The sequence below is a fragment of the Mycobacterium sp. RTGN6 genome (genome assembly GCF_033804605.1).
Taxonomy (GTDB): domain Bacteria; phylum Actinomycetota; class Actinomycetes; order Mycobacteriales; family Mycobacteriaceae; genus Mycobacterium.
The window spans coordinates 113,582-136,272 of record NZ_JAPZKZ010000006.1 but is presented as its reverse complement, the minus strand read 5'-3'; the positions used below and the strand labels follow the sequence as shown (position 1 = coordinate 136,272).

General features: G+C 69.2%; 24 protein-coding genes. 12 read left to right on the top strand and 12 right to left on the bottom strand.

The window, feature by feature from the left end:
• The first annotated feature begins 32 nt into the window (after window positions 1–32).
• Window positions 33–1,091 carry a ferredoxin--NADP reductase gene (locus SLQ33_RS16140; protein ID WP_319454870.1) on the top strand — a complete coding sequence of 353 codons (1,059 nt, stop codon included), beginning with the start codon at window positions 33–35 and terminating at the stop codon, window positions 1,089–1,091.
• A gap of 45 nt (window positions 1,092–1,136) precedes the next feature.
• On the top strand, window positions 1,137–1,679 hold the full coding sequence (locus SLQ33_RS16135) for a hypothetical protein (protein ID WP_319454869.1): 543 nt from the start codon (window positions 1,137–1,139) through the stop codon (window positions 1,677–1,679).
• Here SLQ33_RS16135 and msrA read toward each other — a convergent pair.
• Window positions 1,673–2,404 (bottom strand): peptide-methionine (S)-S-oxide reductase MsrA, encoded by a 732-nt coding sequence (msrA, locus tag SLQ33_RS16130; protein ID WP_319454868.1) that lies wholly within the window; start codon window positions 2,402–2,404, stop codon window positions 1,673–1,675. The genes SLQ33_RS16135 and msrA overlap by 7 nt on opposite strands.
• 102 nt (window positions 2,405–2,506) lie before the next feature.
• On the opposite strand from msrA, the gene msrB reads away from it, so the two are divergent.
• Complete coding sequence (msrB, locus tag SLQ33_RS16125; RefSeq protein ID WP_413467712.1) at window positions 2,507–3,016, top strand: peptide-methionine (R)-S-oxide reductase MsrB; 510 nt, start codon at window positions 2,507–2,509, stop codon at window positions 3,014–3,016.
• Between the two features lie 9 nt (window positions 3,017–3,025).
• Here the strand turns inward: msrB and SLQ33_RS16120 are convergent, their stop codons facing one another.
• Window positions 3,026–5,152, bottom strand: coding sequence for an acyl-CoA dehydrogenase (locus SLQ33_RS16120; RefSeq protein WP_319454867.1), 2,127 nt, complete (start codon window positions 5,150–5,152; stop codon window positions 3,026–3,028).
• Window positions 5,153–5,409: 257 nt separating this feature from the next.
• Here SLQ33_RS16120 and kstR point away from each other — a divergent pair, with 257 nt between their 5' ends.
• Both kstR and otsB read left to right on the top strand, forming a co-directional pair.
• Window positions 5,410–6,015: a cholesterol catabolism transcriptional regulator KstR gene (kstR, locus tag SLQ33_RS16115; RefSeq protein WP_319455163.1), complete on the top strand. Its 606-nt coding sequence runs from the start codon at window positions 5,410–5,412 to the stop codon at window positions 6,013–6,015.
• A 2-nt stretch (window positions 6,016–6,017) separates the two neighbouring features.
• On the top strand, window positions 6,018–6,764 hold the full coding sequence (otsB, locus tag SLQ33_RS16110) for a trehalose-phosphatase (RefSeq protein WP_319454866.1): 747 nt from the start codon (window positions 6,018–6,020) through the stop codon (window positions 6,762–6,764).
• Here otsB and SLQ33_RS16105 read toward each other — a convergent pair.
• Genes SLQ33_RS16105 through SLQ33_RS16085 form a run of 5 tightly spaced genes read right to left on the bottom strand, consistent with a single transcriptional unit; the run spans window position 6,761 to window position 11,406 of the window.
• A complete protein-coding gene (locus SLQ33_RS16105; RefSeq protein ID WP_319454865.1) occupies window positions 6,761–7,861 on the bottom strand; it encodes a LacI family DNA-binding transcriptional regulator in 1,101 nt (366 codons plus the stop codon). The two genes, otsB and SLQ33_RS16105, sit on opposite strands and share 4 nt — an antisense overlap.
• Before the next feature lie 44 nt (window positions 7,862–7,905).
• Complete coding sequence (locus SLQ33_RS16100) at window positions 7,906–8,796, bottom strand: metal ABC transporter permease (protein WP_319454864.1); 891 nt, start codon at window positions 8,794–8,796, stop codon at window positions 7,906–7,908.
• On the bottom strand, window positions 8,796–9,584 hold the full coding sequence (locus tag SLQ33_RS16095; protein ID WP_319454863.1) for a metal ABC transporter ATP-binding protein: 789 nt from the start codon (window positions 9,582–9,584) through the stop codon (window positions 8,796–8,798). The genes SLQ33_RS16100 and SLQ33_RS16095 overlap by 1 nt, the downstream gene beginning before the upstream one ends.
• Complete coding sequence (locus SLQ33_RS16090) at window positions 9,571–10,518, bottom strand: metal ABC transporter solute-binding protein, Zn/Mn family (protein ID WP_319454862.1); 948 nt, start codon at window positions 10,516–10,518, stop codon at window positions 9,571–9,573. Before SLQ33_RS16090 ends, SLQ33_RS16095 begins: the two co-directional genes overlap by 14 nt.
• Before the next feature lie 54 nt (window positions 10,519–10,572).
• The gene (locus tag SLQ33_RS16085; protein ID WP_319454861.1) at window positions 10,573–11,406 is read right to left on the bottom strand and encodes a sulfurtransferase; all 834 of its coding nucleotides are present in this window, start codon (window positions 11,404–11,406) and stop codon (window positions 10,573–10,575) included.
• A gap of 31 nt (window positions 11,407–11,437) precedes the next feature.
• Between SLQ33_RS16085 and bluB the strand changes: the two genes are divergently transcribed.
• From bluB to SLQ33_RS16065, 4 genes are read left to right on the top strand one after another with little or no spacing between them, the layout of a single operon-like run.
• Window positions 11,438–12,121 carry a 5,6-dimethylbenzimidazole synthase gene (gene bluB, locus SLQ33_RS16080; protein ID WP_319454860.1) on the top strand — a complete coding sequence of 228 codons (684 nt, stop codon included), beginning with the start codon at window positions 11,438–11,440 and terminating at the stop codon, window positions 12,119–12,121.
• Window positions 12,118–12,873: a 5-oxoprolinase subunit PxpA gene (locus SLQ33_RS16075; RefSeq protein WP_319455162.1), complete on the top strand. Its 756-nt coding sequence runs from the start codon at window positions 12,118–12,120 to the stop codon at window positions 12,871–12,873. The genes bluB and SLQ33_RS16075 overlap by 4 nt, the downstream gene beginning before the upstream one ends.
• The gene (locus SLQ33_RS16070) at window positions 12,873–13,802 is read left to right on the top strand and encodes an MBL fold metallo-hydrolase (RefSeq protein WP_319454859.1); all 930 of its coding nucleotides are present in this window, start codon (window positions 12,873–12,875) and stop codon (window positions 13,800–13,802) included. Before SLQ33_RS16075 ends, SLQ33_RS16070 begins: the two co-directional genes overlap by 1 nt.
• Window positions 13,793–15,037: an SLC13 family permease gene (locus SLQ33_RS16065; RefSeq protein ID WP_413467711.1), complete on the top strand. Its 1,245-nt coding sequence runs from the start codon at window positions 13,793–13,795 to the stop codon at window positions 15,035–15,037. The genes SLQ33_RS16070 and SLQ33_RS16065 overlap by 10 nt, the downstream gene beginning before the upstream one ends.
• 3 nt (window positions 15,038–15,040) lie before the next feature.
• Here the strand turns inward: SLQ33_RS16065 and rlmB are convergent, their stop codons facing one another.
• The 4 genes from rlmB to carD are packed head-to-tail and all read right to left on the bottom strand — an operon-like array spanning window position 15,041 to window position 18,410.
• Window positions 15,041–15,988 carry a 23S rRNA (guanosine(2251)-2'-O)-methyltransferase RlmB gene (rlmB, locus tag SLQ33_RS16060; RefSeq protein WP_319454858.1) on the bottom strand — a complete coding sequence of 316 codons (948 nt, stop codon included), beginning with the start codon at window positions 15,986–15,988 and terminating at the stop codon, window positions 15,041–15,043.
• Window positions 15,989–17,398: a cysteine--tRNA ligase gene (gene cysS / locus SLQ33_RS16055; RefSeq protein WP_319454857.1), complete on the bottom strand. Its 1,410-nt coding sequence runs from the start codon at window positions 17,396–17,398 to the stop codon at window positions 15,989–15,991.
• Between the two features lie 41 nt (window positions 17,399–17,439).
• The gene (gene ispF / locus SLQ33_RS16050; protein ID WP_413467719.1) at window positions 17,440–17,913 is read right to left on the bottom strand and encodes a 2-C-methyl-D-erythritol 2,4-cyclodiphosphate synthase; all 474 of its coding nucleotides are present in this window, start codon (window positions 17,911–17,913) and stop codon (window positions 17,440–17,442) included.
• Window positions 17,914–17,921: 8 nt separating this feature from the next.
• Complete coding sequence (carD, locus tag SLQ33_RS16045; RefSeq protein WP_319454855.1) at window positions 17,922–18,410, bottom strand: RNA polymerase-binding transcription factor CarD; 489 nt, start codon at window positions 18,408–18,410, stop codon at window positions 17,922–17,924.
• Between the two features lie 340 nt (window positions 18,411–18,750).
• On the opposite strand from carD, the gene SLQ33_RS16040 reads away from it, so the two are divergent.
• The 3 genes from SLQ33_RS16040 to disA are packed head-to-tail and all read left to right on the top strand — an operon-like array spanning window position 18,751 to window position 21,916.
• Window positions 18,751–19,347: a hypothetical protein gene (locus SLQ33_RS16040; protein WP_413467710.1), complete on the top strand. Its 597-nt coding sequence runs from the start codon at window positions 18,751–18,753 to the stop codon at window positions 19,345–19,347.
• A gap of 44 nt (window positions 19,348–19,391) precedes the next feature.
• The gene (gene radA, locus SLQ33_RS16035; protein WP_319454854.1) at window positions 19,392–20,795 is read left to right on the top strand and encodes a DNA repair protein RadA; all 1,404 of its coding nucleotides are present in this window, start codon (window positions 19,392–19,394) and stop codon (window positions 20,793–20,795) included.
• Window positions 20,795–21,916 (top strand): DNA integrity scanning diadenylate cyclase DisA, encoded by a 1,122-nt coding sequence (gene disA / locus SLQ33_RS16030; protein ID WP_413467709.1) that lies wholly within the window; start codon window positions 20,795–20,797, stop codon window positions 21,914–21,916. Before radA ends, disA begins: the two co-directional genes overlap by 1 nt.
• Window position 21,917: 1 nt before the next feature.
• Here disA and SLQ33_RS16025 read toward each other — a convergent pair whose 3' ends face one another.
• Window positions 21,918–22,691: a hypothetical protein gene (locus SLQ33_RS16025; RefSeq protein WP_319454853.1), complete on the bottom strand. Its 774-nt coding sequence runs from the start codon at window positions 22,689–22,691 to the stop codon at window positions 21,918–21,920.

Genomic DNA, 22,691 nt, shown 5'->3' with positions numbered 1-22,691 from the left:
GGCCGGAAAACGAGACTTGAGGGGGACGCAGCGTGACGGACGAGCCGCTCGGCAGCCACGTGCTCGAGCTGCAGCTGGCCGACGTCGTCGACGAAACCGCCGACGCGCGCTCGCTGGTCTTCAAGGTGCCCGACGGCGCCCAGGTGCCTGCCGATCGCCTGCGGTACGCGCCCGGCCAGTTCCTCACGCTGCGGGTGCCTAGCGACCGGACCGGGTCGGTGGCGCGCTGTTACTCGCTGTGCAGTTCACCGTTCACCGGCGACCCACTGACCGTCACCGTCAAGCGCACCGTCGGCGGCTACGCCTCGAACTGGCTGTGCGACAACGCGCACGTCGGGATGCACGTCCACGTGCTCGCCCCGTCCGGGACGTTCGTGCCCAAGACGCTCGATGCCGACTTCCTGCTGCTGGCCGCCGGAAGCGGTATCACTCCGATGATGTCCATCGTCAAGTCCGCGCTGTCCGAGGGATCGGGCAACGTGACCCTCGTCTACGCCAACCGCGACGAGAAGTCGGTGATCTTCGCCGCCGCCTTGCGCGACCTTGCGGCCAAGTACCCGGACCGCCTGACCGTCGTGCACTGGCTGGAGTCGGTGCAGGGGTTGCCCAACGCCGTCGCGCTCGGCACGTTGGTGGCGCCCTACCTCGGCCGCGACGCCTTCATCTGCGGACCCGGCCCGTTCATGGCCGCCGCCGAGGAAGCACTCAAGGCGGCAGGAGCTCCCCCCGAACACATCCACATCGAGGTGTTCAAGTCGCTGGAGTCCGACCCGTTCGCGGCCGTGGTCATCGAGGCCGATGACAGCGCCGAGGGTCCCGCGACCGCGGTGGTGACCCTCGACGGAACCACCCACGAGATCGCGTGGCCACGCAACGCGAAGCTGCTCGACGTCCTGCTCGACAAGGGCCTCGACGCGCCGTTCTCCTGCCGCGAGGGGCACTGCGGCGCGTGCGCGGTGCTGAGGAAGAGTGGCGAGACGGACATGCACGTCAACGACGTGCTCGAACAGTCCGATCTGGACGAGGGCCTGATCCTGGCGTGCCAGGCGCACCCCAAGTCCGATTCGGTTGAAGTCACCTACGACGAGTAGCCAGCGGGCTAGCCTTTGCCGCGGGATGGGACTAGAGGGAGCAGTATGAGACGGTTTGCCGGCATCACCGCTCTAATCTCGGCGACGTGGCTGTCCATCGCCCTCGTCGCGCCGACCGCCGTGGCATCGGCCGCGGAGAACACCGCGACGGCCTCGATCCCGGTCGACGAGTTCACCACGCTGGAGATCCACACCACCGCCAACTGCGTGAAGGCCGACGGCCAGTGCTACTTCACGTCGGCGGCGAATCTGCGCACTCCCGACGGCCCGACGGGCTTCCCGCCACAGTTCTATGCCCGCCAGAACACCACGGTGCGATCGTCGGACCGCTTGGTCTACCTGGATTCGGACTTCGACGCCCCCAACACCAGGATGATGAAATCCATTGGGCCCGTTGAGTTCCCCACCACCTACTTCGAGGGTGGACCGCCGGAGAAGTTCATGGTGCACGGCAACTCGCGCACCACCGACTGGGCCACCGGACGGCCGAAGCTCGACGCCGACTTCATCGTCTGCTCCTACATCCAGGTGGTCTACGCGAACATCAACCTGACGTCGCCGACGGCCTGCGCCCAGACCACTTACTGACCGCTCGCGGCGAGCATCAGCACCGGTTGGGCTCGGTACTCGGCCGGGAACGTCGACTTGAGCGCGTCCAGCTTCGGCATGTCGTTGGCGGCGATGTAGGGATACGACGGATTCGAGTTCAGGAAGTCCTGGTGGTAGGCCTCCGCGGGGAAGAACTCGGCCTTCGGCGACACGGTCGTGACGATCTTGGCGGGAAAGACTCCGGCCTGGTCCAGCTGAGCGATGTAGGCCGCGGCCACCTTCTGCTGAGTCGCGTCTTGGGCGAATATCGCCGACCGGTACTGCGTTCCGACGTCGGGGCCCTGGCGGTTGAGTTGGGTGGGGTCGGCCACGACCGCGAAGTAGACGTGCAGCAGCTGCCCGAACGTCACCTGCGTCGGGTCGTAGGTGACGCGCACGGACTCGGCATGCCCCGTCTCACCGCCACTGACCGTGTCGTAGTTCGCCGTCGCCGCGTCGCCACCCGCGTAGCCGGATTCCGCTGCGGTGACACCCTTTACGTGCTGGAACACTCCCTGGACACCCCAGAAACAGCCACCGGCGAGCACGGCGGTCTCCAGCGTCGACGACGACGCCACCGGCTCGTCGACGTCCGGTGCCGGAATGGCGCTCGAGGCGGCCTCGCTCCTTGGTGGCGTCGAAGGGCTGACACCGACGACCACTGCGCCGGCGACTCCCACCAGCGCGAGCCACCCGGCCAGCAATACTCTCGAACGCGACGTCATGGCATCCATCATGGGCCCGCAATCACGCGCCCGACGCCCCGCACCGGAATCCGTTCGCAATCGGTAAGACTCGTCGTGCCCCGCCGGACATATTCTTGACCAGTGACCACCCCCCTGAACCGTCGCCGCGTGCTGTTCGGCGCCGCCCTGGTCGGCGTGCTCGCGGGGTGCAGCGCGATTCGCAACCCCCTGGCGAACGGCACCCCGACCACGTCGAACGAGACCTTCGAGGTCACCCACACCGATGACGAGTGGCACCGACTCCTCAACGCCGAGCAGTACGACGTGCTTCGCAACGCCGGTACCGAGCGGCCCTACAGCAGCCCGCTCAACGACGAGCACCGCGCCGGCGTCTTCGGGTGCGCCGGTTGCGCACTCGACCTGTTCTCGTCGACCACCAAGTTCGACAGCGGCACCGGCTGGCCGAGCTTCTGGAAGGCCATGGACGACGGCGTCATCGAGCGCGACGACAGCACTCTGGGCATGACCCGCACCGAGGTGCTGTGCCGCCGCTGCGGCGGGCATCTCGGCCACGTCTTCGACGACGGGCCCCAACCGACCGGCCTGCGGTACTGCATGAACGGCGACGCGCTGACGTTCCGCGCGACATAGGAACGGCGCCTACCGCGGCAGCCCCAGCAGTCGCTCCCCGGCCACCGTGAGCAGGATCTGCTCGGTGCCGCCGGCGATCGTGAGGCAGCGGGTGTTGAGGAAGTCGTGCACCTCTCGATTCTCAAGCGCGCCCGCACCTTCGGACAGTTCCATCCTCAGCTCGGATAGCGCCTGCCGGTATCGCACGCCGATCAGCTTGCGCGCGCTTGCCTGCGGTCCCGGATCCTGGCCGCCGAGGATCAGCTGAGCGATCCGCTGGTCAAGCAGCGAGCCCACCTGAGCCGACCGGATCAGCTCGCCCAGCGCGTCCTGAACGGCCGCGTCGAAGTCGAGTTCGGTCACGGTGCGCAGCAGCTCTTCCATCGGGTTGCCGAGCGCGGTGCCGTGAGCCATCGCGACGCGCTCGTTGGCCAGCGTGGTGCGGGCCAGTCGCCAGCCGTCGTTGACCTGACCGACAACCATTTCGTCGGGCACGAACACGTCGTCGAAGAACACCTCGTTGAACAGGTTGTCGCCGGTGATCTCACGCAGCGGCCGGATGTCGAGCCCCGGCGACTTCATGTCCACGATGAAGTACGTGATGCCGTTGTGCTTCGGCGCATCGGCGTCGGTGCGCGCCAGGCAGACGCCGAACTGCGCCCAGTCCGCCCGCGACGTCCACACTTTCTGCCCCGTGAGCCGCCAGCCACCCTCGGCGCGAACGGCTTTCATGCGCAGTGAGGCGAGATCGGAGCCTGCCCCTGGCTCGCTGAACAGCTGGCACCAGAACAGCTCGCCAGTCAACGTCGGCGGCACGAAGCGTTCGACTTGCTCAGGGCGGCCGTGCTCGAGAATCGTTGGGACAGCCCACCAGCCGATGACCAGGTCGGGGCGCGTCACACCCGCCGCCGCCAGCTCCTGGTCGATCAGCAACTGCTCGGCAGGACCTGCTTCCCGGCCGTACGGCCGCGGCCAATGTGGTGCGAGCAGCCCCGATTCAGCGAGCGCCACTCGCTGATTCTCGGCTGGCAATGCCGCGATTTCAGCAACCGCAGAAGCGATTTCGGGCTGAAGGTCGACCACCGAGTCAAGATCGATGTGCAGCTCGCGGCGCACACCCTGCTTGGTCAACGCGGCGACGCGCCGCAGCCAGCGGGACCGTCCGCCGAGGAACTGCGCAATTCCGTAAGCCCGACGCAGATACAGATGGGCGTCGTGCTCGAACGTGATGCCGATCCCGCCGAGCACCTGGATGCAGTCCTTCGCGTTGGCCTTGGCACTGTCGATGGCGGTGGCCGTTGCGACCGCGGCCGCAATGGACAGCTGACGCTCGTCCTGATTGGCCACCGCGGCGGCCGCATCACCCGACGCCACCGAGATCTGCTCGGCGCGAAGCAACATCTCTGCGCACATGTGCTTGATGGCCTGGAAGCTGCCGATCGGCTTGCCGAACTGTTCGCGCACCTTCGCGTACTCGGTGGCGGTGTGAAGCATCCAGCGCGCCAGCCCGGCGGCCTCGGCGGCCAGCACCGTGGCGGTCAGGTCGACGAAGCGCTGATACGTCACGTCGAGTTTGGCGGCGGGCGCCGACGTCAACGTGACGCGGGCCAGCGGGCGGGAGAAGTCGGTGGCCGTCAGCGTTTCGACGGTGACGCCGTCGGCGCCCGCGTCGACGAGCACCCATTGGTCGCCGGCCGGTAGCACGAGCAGCCCGTCGGCCAGCCCGCCGAGTACGAAGTCCGCCGTGCCCGACGCGGTGGCTCCTTCGACGGTGATCGTCGAACTCAGGGCGACGCCCGCGGTGCGCTCACCGGACGCGAGCGCGTCCAGGATCGTCTCGTCCGTGATGGCGAGGGTGGCCAGTGCCGTCGTCGCGACGGGGCCGGGCACGAGTGCCGCCGCGGCCTCGTCGACCATGGCGCACAGGTCCTCGACACTGCCGCCCGCGCCGCCGAGTTCCTCGGGTATCGCGACGCCGAATATCCCTAGTTGCGCCAGCCCGGTGTAGGGCGCCCGCCAGGCGTCGGCGTTGCCCTGTTCGACGTCGCGCACCGCCTGGATCGCTCCCGAGCCGGCCGCCCAGCTACGGACGAGCTCACGCGCGGCAAACTGTTCGTCAGTGCCGGGTGGGGACCCCGCCACAACAGACTGAGCCATCTCCGGCCTCCTAGCCTCGTGCGAGAACGCGATGCTTCACACTAGAACGTGTTCTAATGGTGACAGCGATCGAACGTCAAGTCGACCGCCATTAGAGCAGGACACGCCGGTGTCCCGGGGGCACGGAGGTGGGAAATCAACGACCGTCTTGCGTATCGTTTTCACCCAGTGCGCAACGTGAAGGAGTTCCCCGCCGCATGTCGACGCCAGCACACACCAACACTGATTCCTCCGCCAGCCCACGGCGGGTGATGAACGTGGCCGTCTTGGCTGAGTCCGAACTCGGGTCCGAAGCACAGCGGGAACGCCGCAAGCGCATTCTCGACGCCACCCTGGCCATCGCCTCAAAGGGCGGCTACGAGGCCGTTCAGATGCGCGCGGTCGCCGAGCGGGCCGACGTCGCCGTCGGCACCCTGTACCGGTACTTCCCCTCGAAGGTGCACCTCCTGGTGTCGGCGTTGGGCCGCGAGTTCGAGCGCATCGACGCCAAGACCGACCGTGCCTCCCTGCTCGGTGGCACCCCGTACCTACGGCTCAACATGATGGTCGGCAGGCTCAACCGCGCGATGCAGCGCAACCCGCTGCTGACCGAGGCGATGACGCGCGCATTCGTGTTCGCCGACGCCTCGGCCGCAGGTGAGGTTGATCACGTCGGCAAACTGATGGATTCGATGTTCGCCCGTGCGATGAGCGAAGGCGAACCCACCGAGGACCAGTACCACATCGCTCGGGTGATCTCCGACGTGTGGCTGTCGAACCTGCTGGCCTGGCTGACGCGACGGGCGTCGGCCACGGACGTCAGCAAACGACTCGACCTGGCCATGCGGCTGCTCATCGGCGACGGCGAGCACCCGAAGATCTGACGGTGAGCGAGCTCCCGGTAGACCTCATCGGCGCGCTCGACGCCGCCGCCGCGACGGAGCGGCTGCTCGTCACGTCCGACTTCGACGGCACCCTCGCGCCGATCGTCAACAACCCAGCCGATGCGCGTCCACTCCCCCAGGCCGCCGAGGCCTTGGCCGCGCTGGCCGAGCTTCCGTCGACGTCCGTCGCGCTCATCTCTGGCCGCGCGCTGAGCGTGCTGCGCGAGCTCTCGGGTGCACCGTCGACGGTCCATCTGGTCGGGAGCCACGGGGCAGAGTTCGACACCGGCTTCGCGCACCACGTGGACGAGGTGCTGCTTGCGCGCATCGCCGCCGCGCTGAAGGCGATCGCGGCGGACCGCCCCGGCGTGACCGTCGAGACGAAGCCCGCCAGCGTCGCGCTTCACGTGCGCAACGCCAGCGCGGCCGACGGCGAAGCCGCGCTGCGAGAGGCGCGTACCGCCGCCGAGTCCTGGGATGCACACGCCACCGAGGGCAAGGCGGTGCTGGAGTTGGCCGTCATCTCCACCGACAAGGGTGAGGCCGTCGACATCATGCGCGCACAGAGCGATGCGACGGCGGTGGTGTTCCTCGGCGACGACGTCACCGACGAGAAGGCCTTCCGCCGGATGCGCGACGCCGACGTCGGCGTCAAGGTGGGACCCGGGCCGACGTTGGCGGCCTACCGCATCGACGCGCCCGACGACGTCGCCGCCGTGTTGGCGTACCTGTTGCAGACTCGCCGCTAGGCCGGCGGGCCGGAGGTGCGGCCGCGCACCAGTTCGGTGTCGAGTACTTCGACCGCCGGCAGGCCCGACCGGGGTGGGTTGACCAGCAACCACCCCGCGCGACGGCCCTTTGCGACGCTCGGCTGCGCCACGGTGGTCAGCCCGCGTGCCAACGCCTCGGGCACCCCGTCGAAGCCCGTCACCGTCATCTGCCCGGGGACGTAGATACCGTGTGCGCGTAGGTAGTCCATCGCCGAGAAGGCCAGCACGTCGGCGGTGCACATGAGCGCGGTGAGCTGTGGATTGGCCTGCAGTGCCACTTCCGCCGCCGCCCCACCTGACGACGGACCGTGTTCGTGACACTCCACCACCGTCAACGAATCTCGTTCCAGCCCAGCATTCCTCATCGCGTCGAGGACGCCGTTGATGCGCTCGCGCTGAACGTGGAAGTGCGGGGTCTGCACCCGGTCGGGGTCGGCGACGGCGGGCGCGGTGCCTTCGTGCGGCCATTCCCGGCCCAACCGCATCGTCAGCAGTCCGATGTGCCGGTGGCCAAGGCCCACAACGTGTTCCGCGATGGATCGCATGGCCGACCGGTCATCGATGCAGACCCTGGAAGCGCCGGGGACGTCCATGGGCTGGTCGACGACGACCAGGGGAAGCCCGCGCTGCGTGACGACCGCCAGGTAGGGGTCGTCGTCGGAGGCCGAGTACACCACGAATCCGTCGACGCCCGCGGCGAGCACCGCTGCGGTCCCGTCTTCCACCGCACGGCCCGGACCCACAGCCACCAGCAGCAGCCCCTGGCCCGCCTCCTCGCACGATTCGGCCAGTCCGGTCACGAAGCCGCGCGCGGCCGGGTCGCTGAACGAGTAGTTGAGCGGTTCGGTGATCACCAACCCGACGGCCCCGGCCTTGCGGGTGCGCAGCGAGCGCGCGACCGGGTCGGGTCCGGCGTAGCCCAGCTCCTTGGCGGCGGCGAGCACCCGTTCGCGAAGGTCGGCCGACAGCTGGTCGGGGCGGTTGTAGGCGTTGGAGATCGTGGTGCGCGAAACGTTGAGTTCCGCGGCCAGCGAGGCCAGGGTGGCACGCCTCCTGGGCACCGCACCTCTGGACATGCTCCATGAGGCTAGCCGCTCCCCTCGGGACGCGTGGAGACGCGTCAGTGGTCGGCGACCGGCGCGCCGTGCGAAGGCGCTGGCGCGCCGCGGGGCTCCCCGCTGCGTTGCGCCACCAACCAGACGACCAGCCAGATGGTGCACACGATGGTCGTGATCACGAAACTGGGCGGCACGTTGAACATCGCCGACAGGGTGAGCCCGCTCCACACCGACAGCACGGCCAGCACCGTCGCGACCGCCATCGCGGCGGCGGGCCGTGCGGTCAACAGAATCGCCGTGGCCGCGGGCGTGACCACCAGCGCGAACAGCAGGAGCGTCCCCACGGCCTGCACCGCCATCGTCACCGCCAGCCCCAGTAGCGCCATGAAGACCACCGACAGCACACGCACCGGCACGCCCTTGGCCTCCGCGACCTCGGCGTTGACCGACGCGAACAGCAGCGGCCGGTACACGAACGCGATGCTCGCGGCGATCACCGCGAGCGCCACCCCGAACGTCACCAACTGCTGATGACTGACGGCCAGCAGGTTGCCGAAGAGCACGTTGGTGACGGTGCTGCTGCTCTTGGTCGCCAGCGAGCTGAAGAAGAGCCCGAGGCCGGTCGCGAAGGCCAGCACCGTCCCGGTCGCGACCTCACGTTCGTCGGCCCGCTTGCCTAGTGCGCCGATGACGAGCGCGCCCCCGACACAGAACACCGCAAGGCCGACGGTGACGGGGAGTCCGAGCAGGACGGCACCGGTGGCACCGGGAAATCCGATGTGGGCCAACGCATGCGCGGCGAAGGCACTGTTGCGCACGATGATGAAGTAGCCGATCAGACCCGCGGCCAACGCGACCAGAGTCCCTCCGATCAACGCGTTGCGCATGAAGGCCGACGTCAGGATCTGCGCCCAGTTGTCTTGGTAGCCGAGCGCCATCACCGACTGAGTCATCACACGCTCCGCATGTAGAGGTCACCCTGCGGGGTGTGAACCACCTGGATCGACGTTCCATAGAGGTGGGTCAACAGCCCTTCGTCGACCACCTCGTCCATGGTGTCGAAGTGCGCGTGACCATCGAGCAGGTAGATCGCGCCGTCCAGGATGCCCAGCAGCGGGTTGAGGTCGTGCGCGACCACGACGATGGTGACGCCGAACTCGTCGCGAATCTTGGCCAGCAGCCCCACGATGCCCCGCTGGTTGCGCACGTCGAGCGCGGTCAGCGGCTCGTCGAGGATCAGCAGTCGCGGCCTTCCGACGAGCGCCTCGGCAATGGCGATGCGCTGCCGTTGGCCGCCGGACAGCTGCGAGAGCCTGCGGCTCGCAAAGTCGTCGGCGTCGACGGCGGCCAGGATCTCGTCGACGCGGCGGCGCTCGTCGGCGCCTGCGCGGCCGAAACCCCAACGGTTGCCGGTCAATCCGAGCATCACCGCATCCCGCGCGCGGATGGCGCTGCCCGCCGCCGCGGCGTAGTTCTGCGGCACGTAGCCGATTAGCCCGGTGGCCGCGCCGGGCAGCTTGCCGAGCACCCGGAGCTCACCGGAGGCCGTCGGGATCATTCCGAGCACCGCGTGAAGCAGCGTCGTCTTACCCGAACCGCTCGACCCGATGACGGCGATGATGCCGCCCGTCGGAACCTCGAAGCTGCCCTCCGACCAGATCAGCCGGCCACCACGGACGACGCTGACGTCGTCGAAGGACAGGGCGGGCGGGGAAGGCTCCGCGTCGTCAGCCTGCGACACCGAGCGCCTTGGCGAGGGATTTGAGTTGGTCCACCTGCCAAGCCTCGAACGAATCCGCGCCCGGCGCCACCGTTTCGGTGACTTCGACGACGGGGACGCCCGCCGCCTCCGCGGCGCTGCGGAGCTGTGCGGGCACCGAGCCCTCCGTCTGGGTGTTGTAGATCAGCACGTCGACGCCCTTGGTGCGAAGCAGTCCGAGGAACGCGTCGAGGTCGGCCGGCGACGGGTCGGACTCGTTGCTCGTCGCGTTCTGGTAGCCCTGCGGGGTCTCATTCTGCAGGCCGACGGCGGCGGCCATGTAGTCGAACACGCTCTCGGTGGCCGCGTACGTCTTGCCGGATGCCGACGCCTTGATCGACGCGATGAGCCGGTCGTACTCGCCGAGCGCGTCGGCGAAGGCGCGTCGGCGATCGGCGAAGTACGCCTTCGCGTCCGGTGCCAACTCGGTGAGTCGGGCGGTCACCGCGTCAGCGACGCCCTTGACGGCCGCCGGTAGGTACCAGATGTGAGGGTTGGCCTCGCCGTGCTCGTCGCCGCCGCTGATCTTCGCCGCGTCGACCACCGGCGCGTCGGGCGCCGAGCCGGCCGCCAGCTTGGTGGCCCACTCGTCGTAGTGGCCACCGTTGACGACGACGAGCCGCGCGCCCTCGAACTTGGCCGCGTCGGCGGGCGACGGCTCGTAGTCGTGCGGATCGACTGACGAGCTCGCCAACAGCGTCGTGACCTTGGCGCACGCCCCACCGAGTTCGGAGACGATGTCGCCCCACTGGTCGACGCTGACCACGACGTCGACGGGCGTCGTCGGGCAGGGGGCGGCGGCGCTCGGCTGCGAGGCAGTCCGCTCGTCGCCGCCGTCGGAGCACGCGGCGAGGAACAACGGGGCGGCCAGCAGGACCGCAGCGGCCAGGCGACGACGAGTGGTGGTGATCGACATGTTGGTAACGATAACCGTTTCCAATAAGGCTCCGCGACCCGGGGTAGGAACCAGTCAGTCGCCCGTCGCCACCGGCCGCGACGGTTCGTTGCACCACTGCGACCACGACCCGGGAAACAGCGCCACCGGCACCCCGGCCGACGCGAGCGCGGCGACCACCACCGACGCGGTGACACCGGATCCGCAGTACGCGCCCGCGGCGTCGCCCCACGCGTGCGTCAGCGCGTCGTGGGACAGAAACGTGCCGTCGGCGTTCAGCAACGATGTGCTCGGCACGTTGACGGCGCCAGGCACGTGGCCGGCGACCGGGTCGACGGGTTCGACCTCCCCGCGGAAGCGCTCGGGCGCACGCGCGTCGGCCAGCCGCGGCCCCAGGGCGCCCGCATGGTCGGCCGTCAGCGTCGGCAACCCACCTGCGTAGAGGTCGTCGTGCGCTACCTCGACGTCGCCAGGCGCCACCGTCGCCGCACCGATCTCGAGTTCGCCGCCGATCGCCGTCCACGCGGCCAGCCCGCCGTCGAGGATGCGCACGCCGGGAATGCCCGCCGCCGTCAGCACCCACCAGGCGCGGGCCGAGCCCGCCCGGTTCCAGTCGTCGTACACGACGACCGTCTCGCCCGTCGCGATCCCCCACCCACGCGCCGCCGCTTCCACGGCCCGCCCGGACGGCAGCGGGTGTCGGCCGCGGCCCGTCACCGCGTGGTCGGTGAGGTCGTCCTCGAGGGATACGTACACGGCTCCCGGCACGTGACCGGCCTCGTAGTCTGCTCGGCCGTCGGGCTTGCCCAGCTGCCAACGCACGTCGAGCACGGTCGGCGGGGCGGCGCCTCCGAGCAGCGCCTCGAGTTCGGTGGCAGTGACGAGCACGTCGTCGCGGGTTTGGCTCACGTCTCGATGCTGCCACCTAAGCTTGCCCACTGTGACCGGGCACGCGTTCGACGAGACCGAGCGCCGCGCGGTCTACCGCGCCATCGCCGAGCGCCGCGACATGCGCGAGTTCGTCGCCGACTCAACCGTTTCGACCGAGGTGCTGGCCCGGTTGCTCGCGGCCGCTCACGCCGCCCCGAGCGTGGGGCTCATGCAGCCGTGGCGGTTCATCCGGATCACCGACGCGGCGTTGCGAGGACGGCTCCACGCACTGGTCGACGACGAACGTCGGCTCACCGCCGAGGCGCTCGGCCCACGCGCCGACGAGTTCCTCGCGCTCAAGGTCGAGGGCATCCTGGACTGCGCCGAACTGCTCGTCGTCGCCCTTGGCGACGATCGCGGAAGGCACGTGTTCGGCCGCCGCACGATGCCGCAGATGGACCTCGCCTCGGTGTCGTGCGCCATCCAGAACCTCTGGCTCGCCGCGCGCGCCGAGGGCCTCGGGATGGGATGGGTATCGATCTTCGACCCGGTTCGGCTGGCCCGCCTGTTGAACATGCCCGACGACGCCGAGCCAGTGGCGATCCTGTGTCTCGGACCGGTACCCGAATTCCCCGACCGACCCGTGCTCGAGCTAGTGGAGTGGACGTTCGGCCGTCCGTTGCCGGAGTTCGTGTCCGAGAACGGCTGGCAGTCGACTTCCGCGGTCGTAGGCTTGCCGGGGTGTCCGCCGTGACGATCGACCTCAACGCCGATCTGGGTGAGGGCTTCGGGGTGTGGCAACTCGGCGACGACGACGCCATGCTCGACGTGGTGACCAGTGCGAACGTCGCATGCGGCTTCCACGCGGGCGATCCGGCCGGACTGGCCCGTACCTGTCGAGCCGCCGCCCAACGCGGCGTACGCATCGGCGCCCAGGTGGGCTATCGGGATCTGGCCGGGTTCGGTCGACGGTTCATCGACGTCACCGCCGAGGACCTCACCGCCGACGTGATCTATCAGATCGGGGCGTTGCAGGCCCTTGCGCACGCCGCCGGTTCGGTGGTCGGCTACGTCAAACCCCATGGCGCGCTGTACAACACGATCGTCACCGACTCCGCGCAGGCGCAGGCCGTCGCCGAGGCCGTGCACGCCGTGGATCCCGCGCTACCGGTGCTCGGGCTGGCCGGGTCGGAGTTCTTCGCCGCCGCGGCACGCCTCGGCCTGCGAACGGTGCCCGAGGCGTTCGCCGACCGCGCGTATCGACCCGACGGCCAACTGGTTTCGCGCCGGGAGCCCGACGCGGCGCTGCACGACCCCGACGAGATCGCCGAACGGGTGGTGACGATGGTGACGACGGGCCGACTGGCCGCCGTTGATGGGTCGATCATCACGGTCGAAGCGGAATCGGTTTGCGTGCATGGGGATTCGCCGGGCGCCGTCCTAATCGCCACGACCCTGCGGGAACGGCTGGTGGCCGAGGGAATCACGTTGGGCGCGTTCACCTGATGCGGCTCAAACTCGGCAGGCCGGCGCTCGGCGACTACGCCGATCACTTCGACGACCCCGCCGCCACCGCGGACTCCCCGATCACCGTCACGTGGGCCGGCGTCACCACCCTGCTGGTCGACGACGGCGATTCCGCGTTGATGACCGACGGCTTCTTCTCCCGCCCCACCCTCGCCGCCGTTGGGACGCGCCGCATCTCGCCCTCGCCACCCCGCGTCGACGGTTGCCTGGCCCGACTCGGTGTCACGGCACTGGATGCCGTGATGCCCGTGCACACCCACTTCGACCACGCGATGGACTCGGCCTTCGTCGCCGAGCGGACGGGCGCCAAGGTGGTTGGCGGCACGTCGGCCGCACACATCGGGCGTGGCCACGGACTGCCCGACGACCGCGTGGTCGTAGCGACCTCGGGAGAGCCGATCACGTTGGGCGCCAAGGCAAACTGGGAAGTCACCCTGATCGAGGGCCACCACTGTCCGCCGGATCGCTTCCCCGGAACGATCACCGCTCCCGTCGTGCCGCCGGTCAGGACTTCCGCCTACAAGTGCGGGGAGGCGTGGTCGACGGTGATCCGCCACGTCCCCACCGACCGCCGGATGCTCGTCGTCGGCAGCGCCGGATACGTGGCAGGCGCACTGCAGGGTCAGCACGCCGACGTCGTATACCTCGGCGTCGGCCAGCTCGGATTGCAACCCGAGCGCTATCTCGTCGACTACTGGACGGAGACGGTGCGCACGGTGCGGGCGCGCCGCGTGGTGCTGATCCACTGGGACGACTTCTTCCGGCCGCTTCACCAGCCGCTGCGCGCACTGCCCTACGTCGCCGACGACCTGGACGTGTCGATGCGGGTGCTGCTCCGGCTGGCCCGCGACGACGGCGTCGCATTGCATCTGCCGACACTGTGGCGGCGCGCTGACCCGTGGAGCTGACGCTGGCGCTCGGCGCGCTGGCCGTGGTGCTCGCGTTCGCGATGGTCCGGCCACGGGGCTGGCCCGAAGCGGTCGTCGCGGTGCCGGCCGCGGGCGTGCTGGTCGCCTCCGGTGTGGTCGCCTGGGATGCCGCCGTAGCTGAGGTAATGCGGCTACTGCCCGTGGTGGGCTTCCTGGCCGCCGTGCTGGTGCTCGCCAAGCTCTGCGACGACGAGGGGCTGTTTCACGCGGCCGGCGTCGCGATGGCCCGTCGCAGCGGCGGCGATCCGCGCGCGCTGCTCGGCTCGGTCTTCGTCGTCGCGGCGGGCACCACGGCCGTGCTCAGCCTGGACGCGACCGTCGTGCTCCTGACCCCGGTGGTGTTGGCGACGGCCCGCACGCTCGGACGTGCCCCAAGACCGCACGCGTACGCCACCGCACACCTGGCCAACACTGCGTCGTTGCTGCTGCCGGTGTCCAATCTGACCAACCTGCTGGCGTTCGGCGCCGCGGGCCTGAGCTTCGCTCACTTCACTGCGCTGATGGCGTTGCCGTGGGTCTTGGCGATCGCGGTCGAATACCTGTTGCTGCGGTTGGTCTTTCGACGTGAGCTCGCCGAGCCGCCAGGTCCGGCTCCGACCCCGCCGCCCGCGGAGGTGCCCGTGTTCGTACTCGTCGTCCTTGGCGCGACGTTGGCGGGGTTCGCGGCGGCCTCGGCGCTCGGCGTGGCACCGGCGTGGGCCGCGTTGGCGGGCGCGGTGGTGCTCGCCGTCCACGGGTTGGTGCGGCGCCGCACCACTATCGCTGGCCTCGTTGGCGCCGCGAACGTGCCGTTCCTGGCGTTCGTGCTGTGTCTCGGCGTTGTGGTCACCGGGGTCACCCAACATGGACTCGGCAGCGCGATCGGTGCCGTGCTGCCGACCGCCGCGACGCTGCCCGCGCTACTCGGCATCGCCGTCGTCGCCGCCCTACTGGCCAACCTGGTCAACAACCTGCCCGCGGTGTTGGTGCTGCTCCCCCTCGTCGCTGGCGCTGGGCCGGCCGCGGTGCTTGCGGTGCTGATCGGAGTGAACGTCGGGCCCAACCTCACCTATCCGGGTTCGTTGTCGAACCTGTTGTGGCGCAACGTCATCCGGCGTGACGGGCTCGACACCGGGTTCGTCGAGTTCAGCCGGATCGGGTTCTGCACCGTGCCCGCGACCCTGGTCGTCGCGGTGCTCGGGCTGTGGCTGAGCGTCGAGCTTTTCGGGGTGTGAGGCTCAGCCGCGGCGCTGGCGGGCGATCTCCGCGAGCACCACACCGGCGGCGACCGACGCATTCAACGACTCCGTCGGCCCGGCCATCGGGATCGACACGACCGCGTCGCAGTTCTCCCGAACCAGCCGCGACAGTCCCTTGCCCTCGGATCCGACCACCACGACGGTCGGGCCCGACGCCTCGAGGGTGTCGAGCGTCGTGTCGCCGTCGGCGTCCAGGCCCACGATCTGCAGGCCCGCGTCGGCCCAACTCTTCAGCGTCCGGTTGAGGTTCGTCGCACGCGAGACGGGAAGGCGCGCAGCGGCTCCCGCACTGGTCCGCCACGCCACCGCCGTCACCGACGCCGAGCGCCGCTGCGGGATCAGCACCCCGTGCCCACCGAACGCGGCGACCGACCGCACGATGGCACCGAGGTTGCGCGGGTCCGAGATGTTGTCCAATGCGACGAGCAGTGCGGGCATGACGTCGGTGGTCGCGGCCTTCAACAGATCGTCGGGATGCATGTAGTCGTACGGTGGCACCTGCAGCGCGACGCCCTGGTGCAGACCGTTGGTGCTCATTCGGTCGAGATCGAAGCGCGGCACCTCGAGGATCGAGATACCGGAATCCGCTGCGCGCGTTACGGATTCAGTCAACCGCTCGTCGGACTCGGCGCCCAGTGCGACGTAGAGGGCGGTGGCCGGGACGCCCGCGCGCAGGCATTCGACCACGGGATTGCGGCCGAGTACGAGTTCGACGTCGTCGGTCTTCTTGCGGGCGGGCCGACCGCGCTGCTGCTTGGCGGCCTGCGCGGCACGCTTGCCTGCCGGATGGTGCGGCCGCTCGTGCGCCGGCGGCGTCGCCCCCTTGCCCTCCAGCCCGCGGCGGCGGACGCCACCCGAGCCGACGGTGGGGCCCTTCTTGGTGCCAGTCTTGCGCACGGCTCCACGGCGTTGCGAATTGCCGGCCATCTACTTGTCGCCCCCATCCAGAAGGCTCCACTGTGGGCCGTCGGCAGTATCGGTGACCTCGATGCCCGCGGCCTTGAGCCGGTCGCGAATCTCGTCGGCCTGTGCGTAGTTCCGCTGTTCGCGGGCTTCCTGGCGCTGCGCAAGCGCCCACTGCACCAGTTCGTCGATGGCGCCGAGCGCGGCCAACGTCTCGTCGCGCGATTCCCAGCGCTCGTCGAGCGGGTCGCAGCCGAGGATGCCCATCATCGCCCGGATGGACTGCGCGTGCGCCATCGCAGCGTCGTGATCGCCCGCGTCGAGCGCACGGTTGCCCTCGGCCCGTGCCGCGTGCACCTCCGCCAACGCCACCGGAACGGCGAGGTCGTCGTCGAGCGCGGCCGCGAACTTCGGCGACCAGGTGCCCGGCACCACCAGCCCCACCCGACTTCGCACCCGGTGCAGGAACTCCTCGATGCCCGTGTACGCCTTGGCCGCATCGTGTAGCGCCGTCTCGGAGAACTCCAGCATCGACCGGTAGTGCGCGCTGCCGAGGTAGTAGCGCAGTTCGGCCGCACGCACGCGATGCAGCACCGCGGGAATGGCGAGCACGTTGCCAAGCGACTTGCTCATCTTCTCGCCGCCCATGGTGACCCAGCCGTTGTGCAGCCAGTACTGGGCGAAGCCGTCCCCGGCCGCGCAGGCCTGGGCGATCTCGTTCTCGTGGTGCGGGAACACCAGGTCCATGCCGCCGGCGTGGATGTCGAACGCGGAGCCCAGATAGGACTCGCACATCGCCACGCACTCGGTGTGCCAGCCGGGCCGGCCCCTGCCCCACGGCGTCGGCCACGACGGCTCACCTGGCTTGGCGCCCTTCCACAGCGTGAAGTCGCGCTCGTCGCGCTTGCCGGTGGCCACGCCTTCGCCCTGATGGACGTCGTCGATGCGGTGCCCCGACAGCTGCCCGTACTCCGGGTAGCTCAGCACGTCGAAGTAGACGTCGCCCCCGCTGGCGTAGGCGTGCCCGCCCTCGATGAGCCGCTCGATCAGTTCGACCATCTGCGTGATGTGGCCGGTGGCGCGGGGCTCCGCCGACGGCGGCAGCACCCCGAGCGCGTCGTAGGCCTCGCTGAACGCCCGCTCGAAGGTGGCGGCCCACTCCCACCACGGGCGGCCGGCGTCAGCGGCCTTGTTGAGGATCTTGTCGTCGATGTCGGTGACGTTGCGAATGAAGGCGACGTCGAATCCCTTGGCCGTCAGCCACCGCCGCAGTACGTCGAACGCGACGCCGCTGCGCACGTGGCCGATGTGCGGCAGCCCCTGCACCGTTGCGCCGCACAGGTAGATCGACGCGTGGCCCTCGCGCAGCGGGACGAAGTCGCGCACGGCACCTGTCATGGTGTCGTGTAGCCGCAATCCGGCGCGATCGGTCACGACGGGCCAGCTTACCGGCCTAATTCCCGGTTGTTTGACACTCAGCCCTCAACAGCCACGACCAGCGCCGTCGCAATGGCCGCCAAGCCCTCGCCGCGGCCCGTCAATCCGAGGCCGTCGGTGGTGGTCGCCGACACCGAAACGGGCGCACCGAGCAGCTCCGAGAGCAGCTCTTGGGCCTCGGCCCGACGCGGTCCCACCTTGGGTCGATTCCCGATGACCTGAACGGCGGCGTTGCCGATCCGATAGCCCTCGAGCTGGAGCAGCCGGTTCACGTGGCGCAACATGTCTGCGCCGCCGACACCGCGCCACTGCGGCTGGTCGGTGCCGAAGACGGCGCCTAGGTCACCGAGTCCGGCCGCACTGAGCAGCGCATCGCACAACGCGTGCGCCGCAACGTCACCGTCGGAATGCCCGGCGCAGCCGTCGGCGTCGTCGAACAACAGGCACAGCAACCAGCACGGCCGTCCGGCCTCGATGGGATGTACGTCGGTACCCAGACCGATGCGCACCAGGTGTCCTTTTAGGACGCGGCGGCGAGTACCTCGTCGAGGATGGTCTCTGCCTTCTCCTCGTCGGTGTTCTCGGCCAGTGCGAGTTCGCCAACCAGAATCTGCCGGGCCTTCGCCAGCATCCGCTTCTCGCCTGCGGAGAGCCCACGCTCCTGATCGCGGCGCCACAGGTCGCGGACGACCTCGGCAACCTTGTTCACGTCGCCGGACGCCAGCTTCTCGAGATTCGCCTTGTAGCGACGCGACCAGTTGGTCGGCTCCTCGGTATGCGGGGCACGCAGGACTTGGAAGACCTTGTCGAGACCTTCTTGTCCAACCACGTCACGCACGCCCACGTACTCTGCATTGTCTGCAGGGACTCGGACGGTGAGATCACCCTGGGCGACCTTCAAGACGAGATATTCCTTCGCTTCGCCCTTGATGGTCCGGGTTTCGATCGCCTCGATCAGCGCGGCGCCGTGATGTGGATAGACGACGGTGTCTCCGACCTTGAAAATCATCAGATTAGAGCCCCTTTCACGTCTCAATGTTAGCACGGGGCGCAGACACGTGTTGAACAACTATGCAGGTCAGGGGCACCACGGGTGAAGACTAGGGGTTGACAGGGTGACGAATCCGTGCAACCGGTATGACTCTGAACGGGCCTTCGGCAACCGCGACGAGCAACTCCGCGGACACGTCGTCGGACCCCGGCGACCTGCCGTAGGAACGGGATTCGGCCGCTGCTCGGGCGCGGCGCAAGACCTCGGCTACCGCGCCCAACCGCCACCTACTACTCTGCATAGTCGAAACCCCGCACCCACGTTCACGGTCGTCTCGTCGGCCGAGCAGGAGGCTTCAGTGAACCGCTTCAGAACGCGCACTTCTGCGATGACCGCGGGCTTGGCGGTGGGCGCCCTCGCCGTCGGGGTGACACTGGCCGGCTGCAGTGCCGGGCAGGTGGCCCAGACCGCCATGCAGCAGCCGGCGGTCAACGGCACTGCCGCGACGGTCGGCGCGATCGACTTGCGCAACGTGCATCTGCGGGCGCCTCAGACCGGCGACTTCCTGCAGCCGGGTAGCGACGTCGAACTGCTGTTCGTCGCCGTCAACGGTTCCCCGGCCGACGGCGATCGGCTGGTGTCGATCTCGTCGGACGTCGGCACCGTCGCGCTGACCGGCGACACCAAGATCGCGCCAGGCGGCACGCTGTTGGTCGGCACTCCGGACCTTCAGCCAAGCCCGTTGGACGCCACCGAGGCTGCCGCGACCGCGGAGGCCGCCGTCGCGCTGTCCAAGCCCATCACCAACGGCCTGACGTATGGCTTCACGTTCACGTTCGAGAAGGCGGGCACCAAGAAGGTCGAGGTGCCCATCTCGGCCGGAGAGGCGCCGCGACGTGAAGCCGAGAATGCCGCCAACGACGGCGAGGGCGCCGACACGGAGGCCCACCACTAGCGCGCCGACGCGGTTCTGTCGGTCGCGGCGGCTACCGTCGGTTCGTGACTAGGGCTGGGCCGAAGGCGCGTTCGCAGTATCGCTGCTCGGAGTGTCGTCACGTCACGTCCAAATGGGTGGGCCGCTGCCCGGACTGCGGTACCTGGGGCACGATCAACGAGGTCGCGGCGATCACCACCCGCCCCGGCGTGGCCGGGAATCGAACCGTCGTCCCGTCGTCACCCGCCGTGCCCATCAGCTCCATCGACCCGGGCACTACGCGGCACTTCCAGACCGGCGTCAGCGAACTCGACCGCGTGCTTGGCGGCGGCCTGGTTCCCGGCTCGGTGACGCTGCTCGCGGGCGATCCGGGGGTCGGCAAGTCGACGCTGCTGCTCGAGGTCGTCCACCGCTGGGCCGAGACGGGCCGACGCGCGCTCTACCTCTCGGGTGAGGAGTCGGCCGGTCAGATCCGGCTGCGCGCCGAACGCACCGGCTGCACGCACGACGAGGTCTACCTGGCCGCCGAATCCGATCTGCCGACCGCGCTCGGGCACATCGAGGCGGTGCAGCCGTCGCTGGTGGTCGTCGACTCGGTGCAAACCATGACCACCACCGAGGTCGACGGCGTCACCGGCGGGGTCACCCAGGTCCGCGCCGTCACCGCCGCGCTGACCATGGCGGCCAAGACCACGGGTGTCGCGATGATCCTCGTCGGCCACGTCACCAAGGACGGCGCGATCGCCGGGCCGCGGTCCCTGGAGCACCTCGTCGATGTCGTGCTGCACTTCGAAGGTGACCGGGCTTCGACGCTCCGCATGATTCGCGGGGTGAAGAACCGGTTCGGCGCGGCAGACGAGGTGGGCTGTTTCCAGTTGCACGACAGCGGAATCGAGGGCATCGCCGACCCTTCGGGATTGTTCCGCGATCAGCGGCCCACACCGGTCGCAGGCACTGCGGTGACGGTGACGTTGGACGGCAAGCGCCCGTTGATCGGCGAGGTGCAGGCGCTCGTCGCCGAAGCGTCCGCCGGCATCCCGCGCCGGGCCACCAGCGGCATCGACTCGTCGCGCGCCGCGATGATCCTGGCCGTGCTGGAGAAGCGCGCCAAGTTGCCGCTCGGGAAGAGCGACGTGTACCTGTCCACCGTCGGCGGCATGCGCCTGTCCGATCCGGCGTCGGACCTGGCGCTGGCCGCCGCGATCGCGTCCGCTGCCAGGGACGTCCCCATGCTCGCCGACGCGGTGTTCATCGGCGAAGTGGGGCTCGCCGGTGACATTCGGCGTGTCACGGGCATGGATCGCAGGCTCGCCGAGGCTGCCCGGCTGGGCTTCAGATGGGCGATGGTGCCGCCCAGCGTCAAGGATGTGCCCAAGGGCCTGCAGATCATCACCTGCGAGGACATCGGCAGACTGTTGCAAGGGGTGCAGCGCATCGCGGACAATGGCGGCCGATCCAAGGAGACGTAATGGCCATGAAGTCGAGCGGTCGGTCGAGCCGCGGCAACGTGGTGCAGCTGGCCCGTCCGACGCTCCGGGAGACCCTGGGCCGGCTGGCCCCTGGGACGGCCCTTCGCGACGGCCTGGAACGCATCCTGCGCGGCCGTACGGGCGCGCTCATCGTGCTGGGCTACGACGACAGCGTCGAAGCGATCTGTGACGGCGGGTTCTCGCTCGACGTCCGGTTCGCGCCGCAGCGGCTGCGCGAGCTCTCGAAGATGGACGGTGCCGTGGTGCTGTCCAGCGACGGAACCCGGATCCTGCGGGCCAACGTGCAGTTGGTGCCCGACCCATCGATCCCCACCGACGAGTCCGGTACCCGGCACCGCTCCGCGGAACGCACCGCCGTGCAGACCGGCTATCCGGTTGTGTCGGTGAGCCATTCGATGAGCATCGTGACCGTCTACGTCGCGGGCGAACGTCACGTGGTGCCCGACTCGGCCGCCATCCTGTCGCGGGCCAACCAGACCATCGCCACCCTGGAGCGCTACAAGACCCGCCTCGACGAGGTCAACCGTCAGCTCTCGGCCGCCGAGATCGAGGACTTCGTGACCCTACGCGACGTGATGACCGTGGTGCAGCGCCTCGAGATGGTTCGGCGGATCAGCCTCGAAATCGACGCCGACGTCGTCGAACTCGGCACGGACGGCCGCCAGCTGAAGCTTCAGCTGGAGGAGCTCCTCGGCGACAACGACACCGCGCGCGAGCTGATCGTGCGTGATTATCACGCCAACCCCGACCCGCCGAACACCACGCAGGTGACGTCCACCTTGGACGAACTCGACGGGTTGAGCGACAACGAACTGCTCGACTTCACCGCGCTGGCAAGGGTTTTCGGGTATCCGACCACCTTGGAGGCGCAGGACTCGGCGATGAGCTCGCGGGGCTACCGGGCGATGGCAGGCATCCCCCGGCTGCAGTTCGCCCACGTCGACCTGCTGGTGCACGCGTTCGGCTCGTTGCAGGGCGTGCTGGCGGCCAGCGCCAGCGATCTGCAGTCGGTCGACGGCATCGGGTCGATGTGGGCACGCCACATCCGGGAGGGGCTGTCTCAGCTCGCCGAGTCGACCATCGCCGACCAGCTGGCCTGACTCAGTTTCCGGCGGGAGCCTCTGGCTGAGCTTCGCCTTCCGGGGCAGGCGGCGGTGCCTCGCCCGGAGGCGCCGGAGCGGCTTCGGCGATCGCGAACGGCATGGTGGCCGACCGAAGATTGCCCAGCTGAACGACCAGGTTGTAGGTGCCAGGGCCGATCGGCTGACGCGGCAGCGGGCAGTTGGGCGCCGAGCCCATTCCGGTCCATGTCACCTCGGTGGTCACCTGCTCACCCGGGTTGAACGTCTTGACCAGGGTTTCGTTGGACGGTGCGCAGTCCAGGTTGGACCACAACCGTGCGTTGTCGAGTCCGTAGACGTAAGCCGCCAGCACCGCGGCGCCGACGTCGCGCTTGCAGGCGACGAGTCCGATGTTGGTGACGACCATCGTGAACTTGGGCTGATCGCCGACGACGTAATCAGGTTGGCTGGTGATGCCCTTGACCGCCAGGGTCGAATCGGGGCAGTCGTCGCCCTCCTTGAGCACCGGGGGCGGGGTGACGGCCGCAGTAGGCGTCGCCGTCGGCGGCGGCGCCTGTGGCGCCGGCGGAAGCACGGGGGACTTGACCTCGGGGTTCTCTCCGGGAAGCGGTGTCGGCCCAGCCGCCGCGGACGGCGCCTGTTCGGTCTTGGTGTCGCCGGTGGCGTTCGACACGACGACTAACACGATGGCCACGACCACGGCGACGACGAGGGCGGCGACCCCGATTGCGAGCATCCGGCGCCGTCGGTAGATCTCTGACGGCAGCGGGCCATGCGGTTCTAGATCCAGCAC

Excerpts from the sequence above, each read along its gene's own strand:
- SLQ33_RS16135 (WP_319454869.1), top strand. The coding sequence starts at position 1,137 with ATGAGACGGTTTGCCGGCATCACCGCTCTAATCTCGGCGACGTGGCTG.
- msrA (WP_319454868.1), bottom strand. The coding sequence starts at position 2,404 with ATGACGTCGCGTTCGAGAGTATTGCTGGCCGGGTGGCTCGCGCTGGTG.
- SLQ33_RS16120 (WP_319454867.1), bottom strand. The coding sequence starts at position 5,152 with ATGGCTCAGTCTGTTGTGGCGGGGTCCCCACCCGGCACTGACGAACAG.
- SLQ33_RS16105 (WP_319454865.1), bottom strand. The coding sequence starts at position 7,861 with ATGTCCAGAGGTGCGGTGCCCAGGAGGCGTGCCACCCTGGCCTCGCTG.
- SLQ33_RS16100 (WP_319454864.1), bottom strand. The coding sequence starts at position 8,796 with ATGACTCAGTCGGTGATGGCGCTCGGCTACCAAGACAACTGGGCGCAG.
- SLQ33_RS16090 (WP_319454862.1), bottom strand. The coding sequence starts at position 10,518 with ATGTCGATCACCACCACTCGTCGTCGCCTGGCCGCTGCGGTCCTGCTG.
- SLQ33_RS16070 (WP_319454859.1), top strand. The coding sequence starts at position 12,873 with ATGCGGCTCAAACTCGGCAGGCCGGCGCTCGGCGACTACGCCGATCAC.
- rlmB (WP_319454858.1), bottom strand. The coding sequence starts at position 15,988 with ATGGCCGGCAATTCGCAACGCCGTGGAGCCGTGCGCAAGACTGGCACC.
- carD (WP_319454855.1), bottom strand. The coding sequence starts at position 18,410 with ATGATTTTCAAGGTCGGAGACACCGTCGTCTATCCACATCACGGCGCC.
- disA (WP_413467709.1), top strand. The coding sequence starts at position 20,795 with ATGGCCATGAAGTCGAGCGGTCGGTCGAGCCGCGGCAACGTGGTGCAG.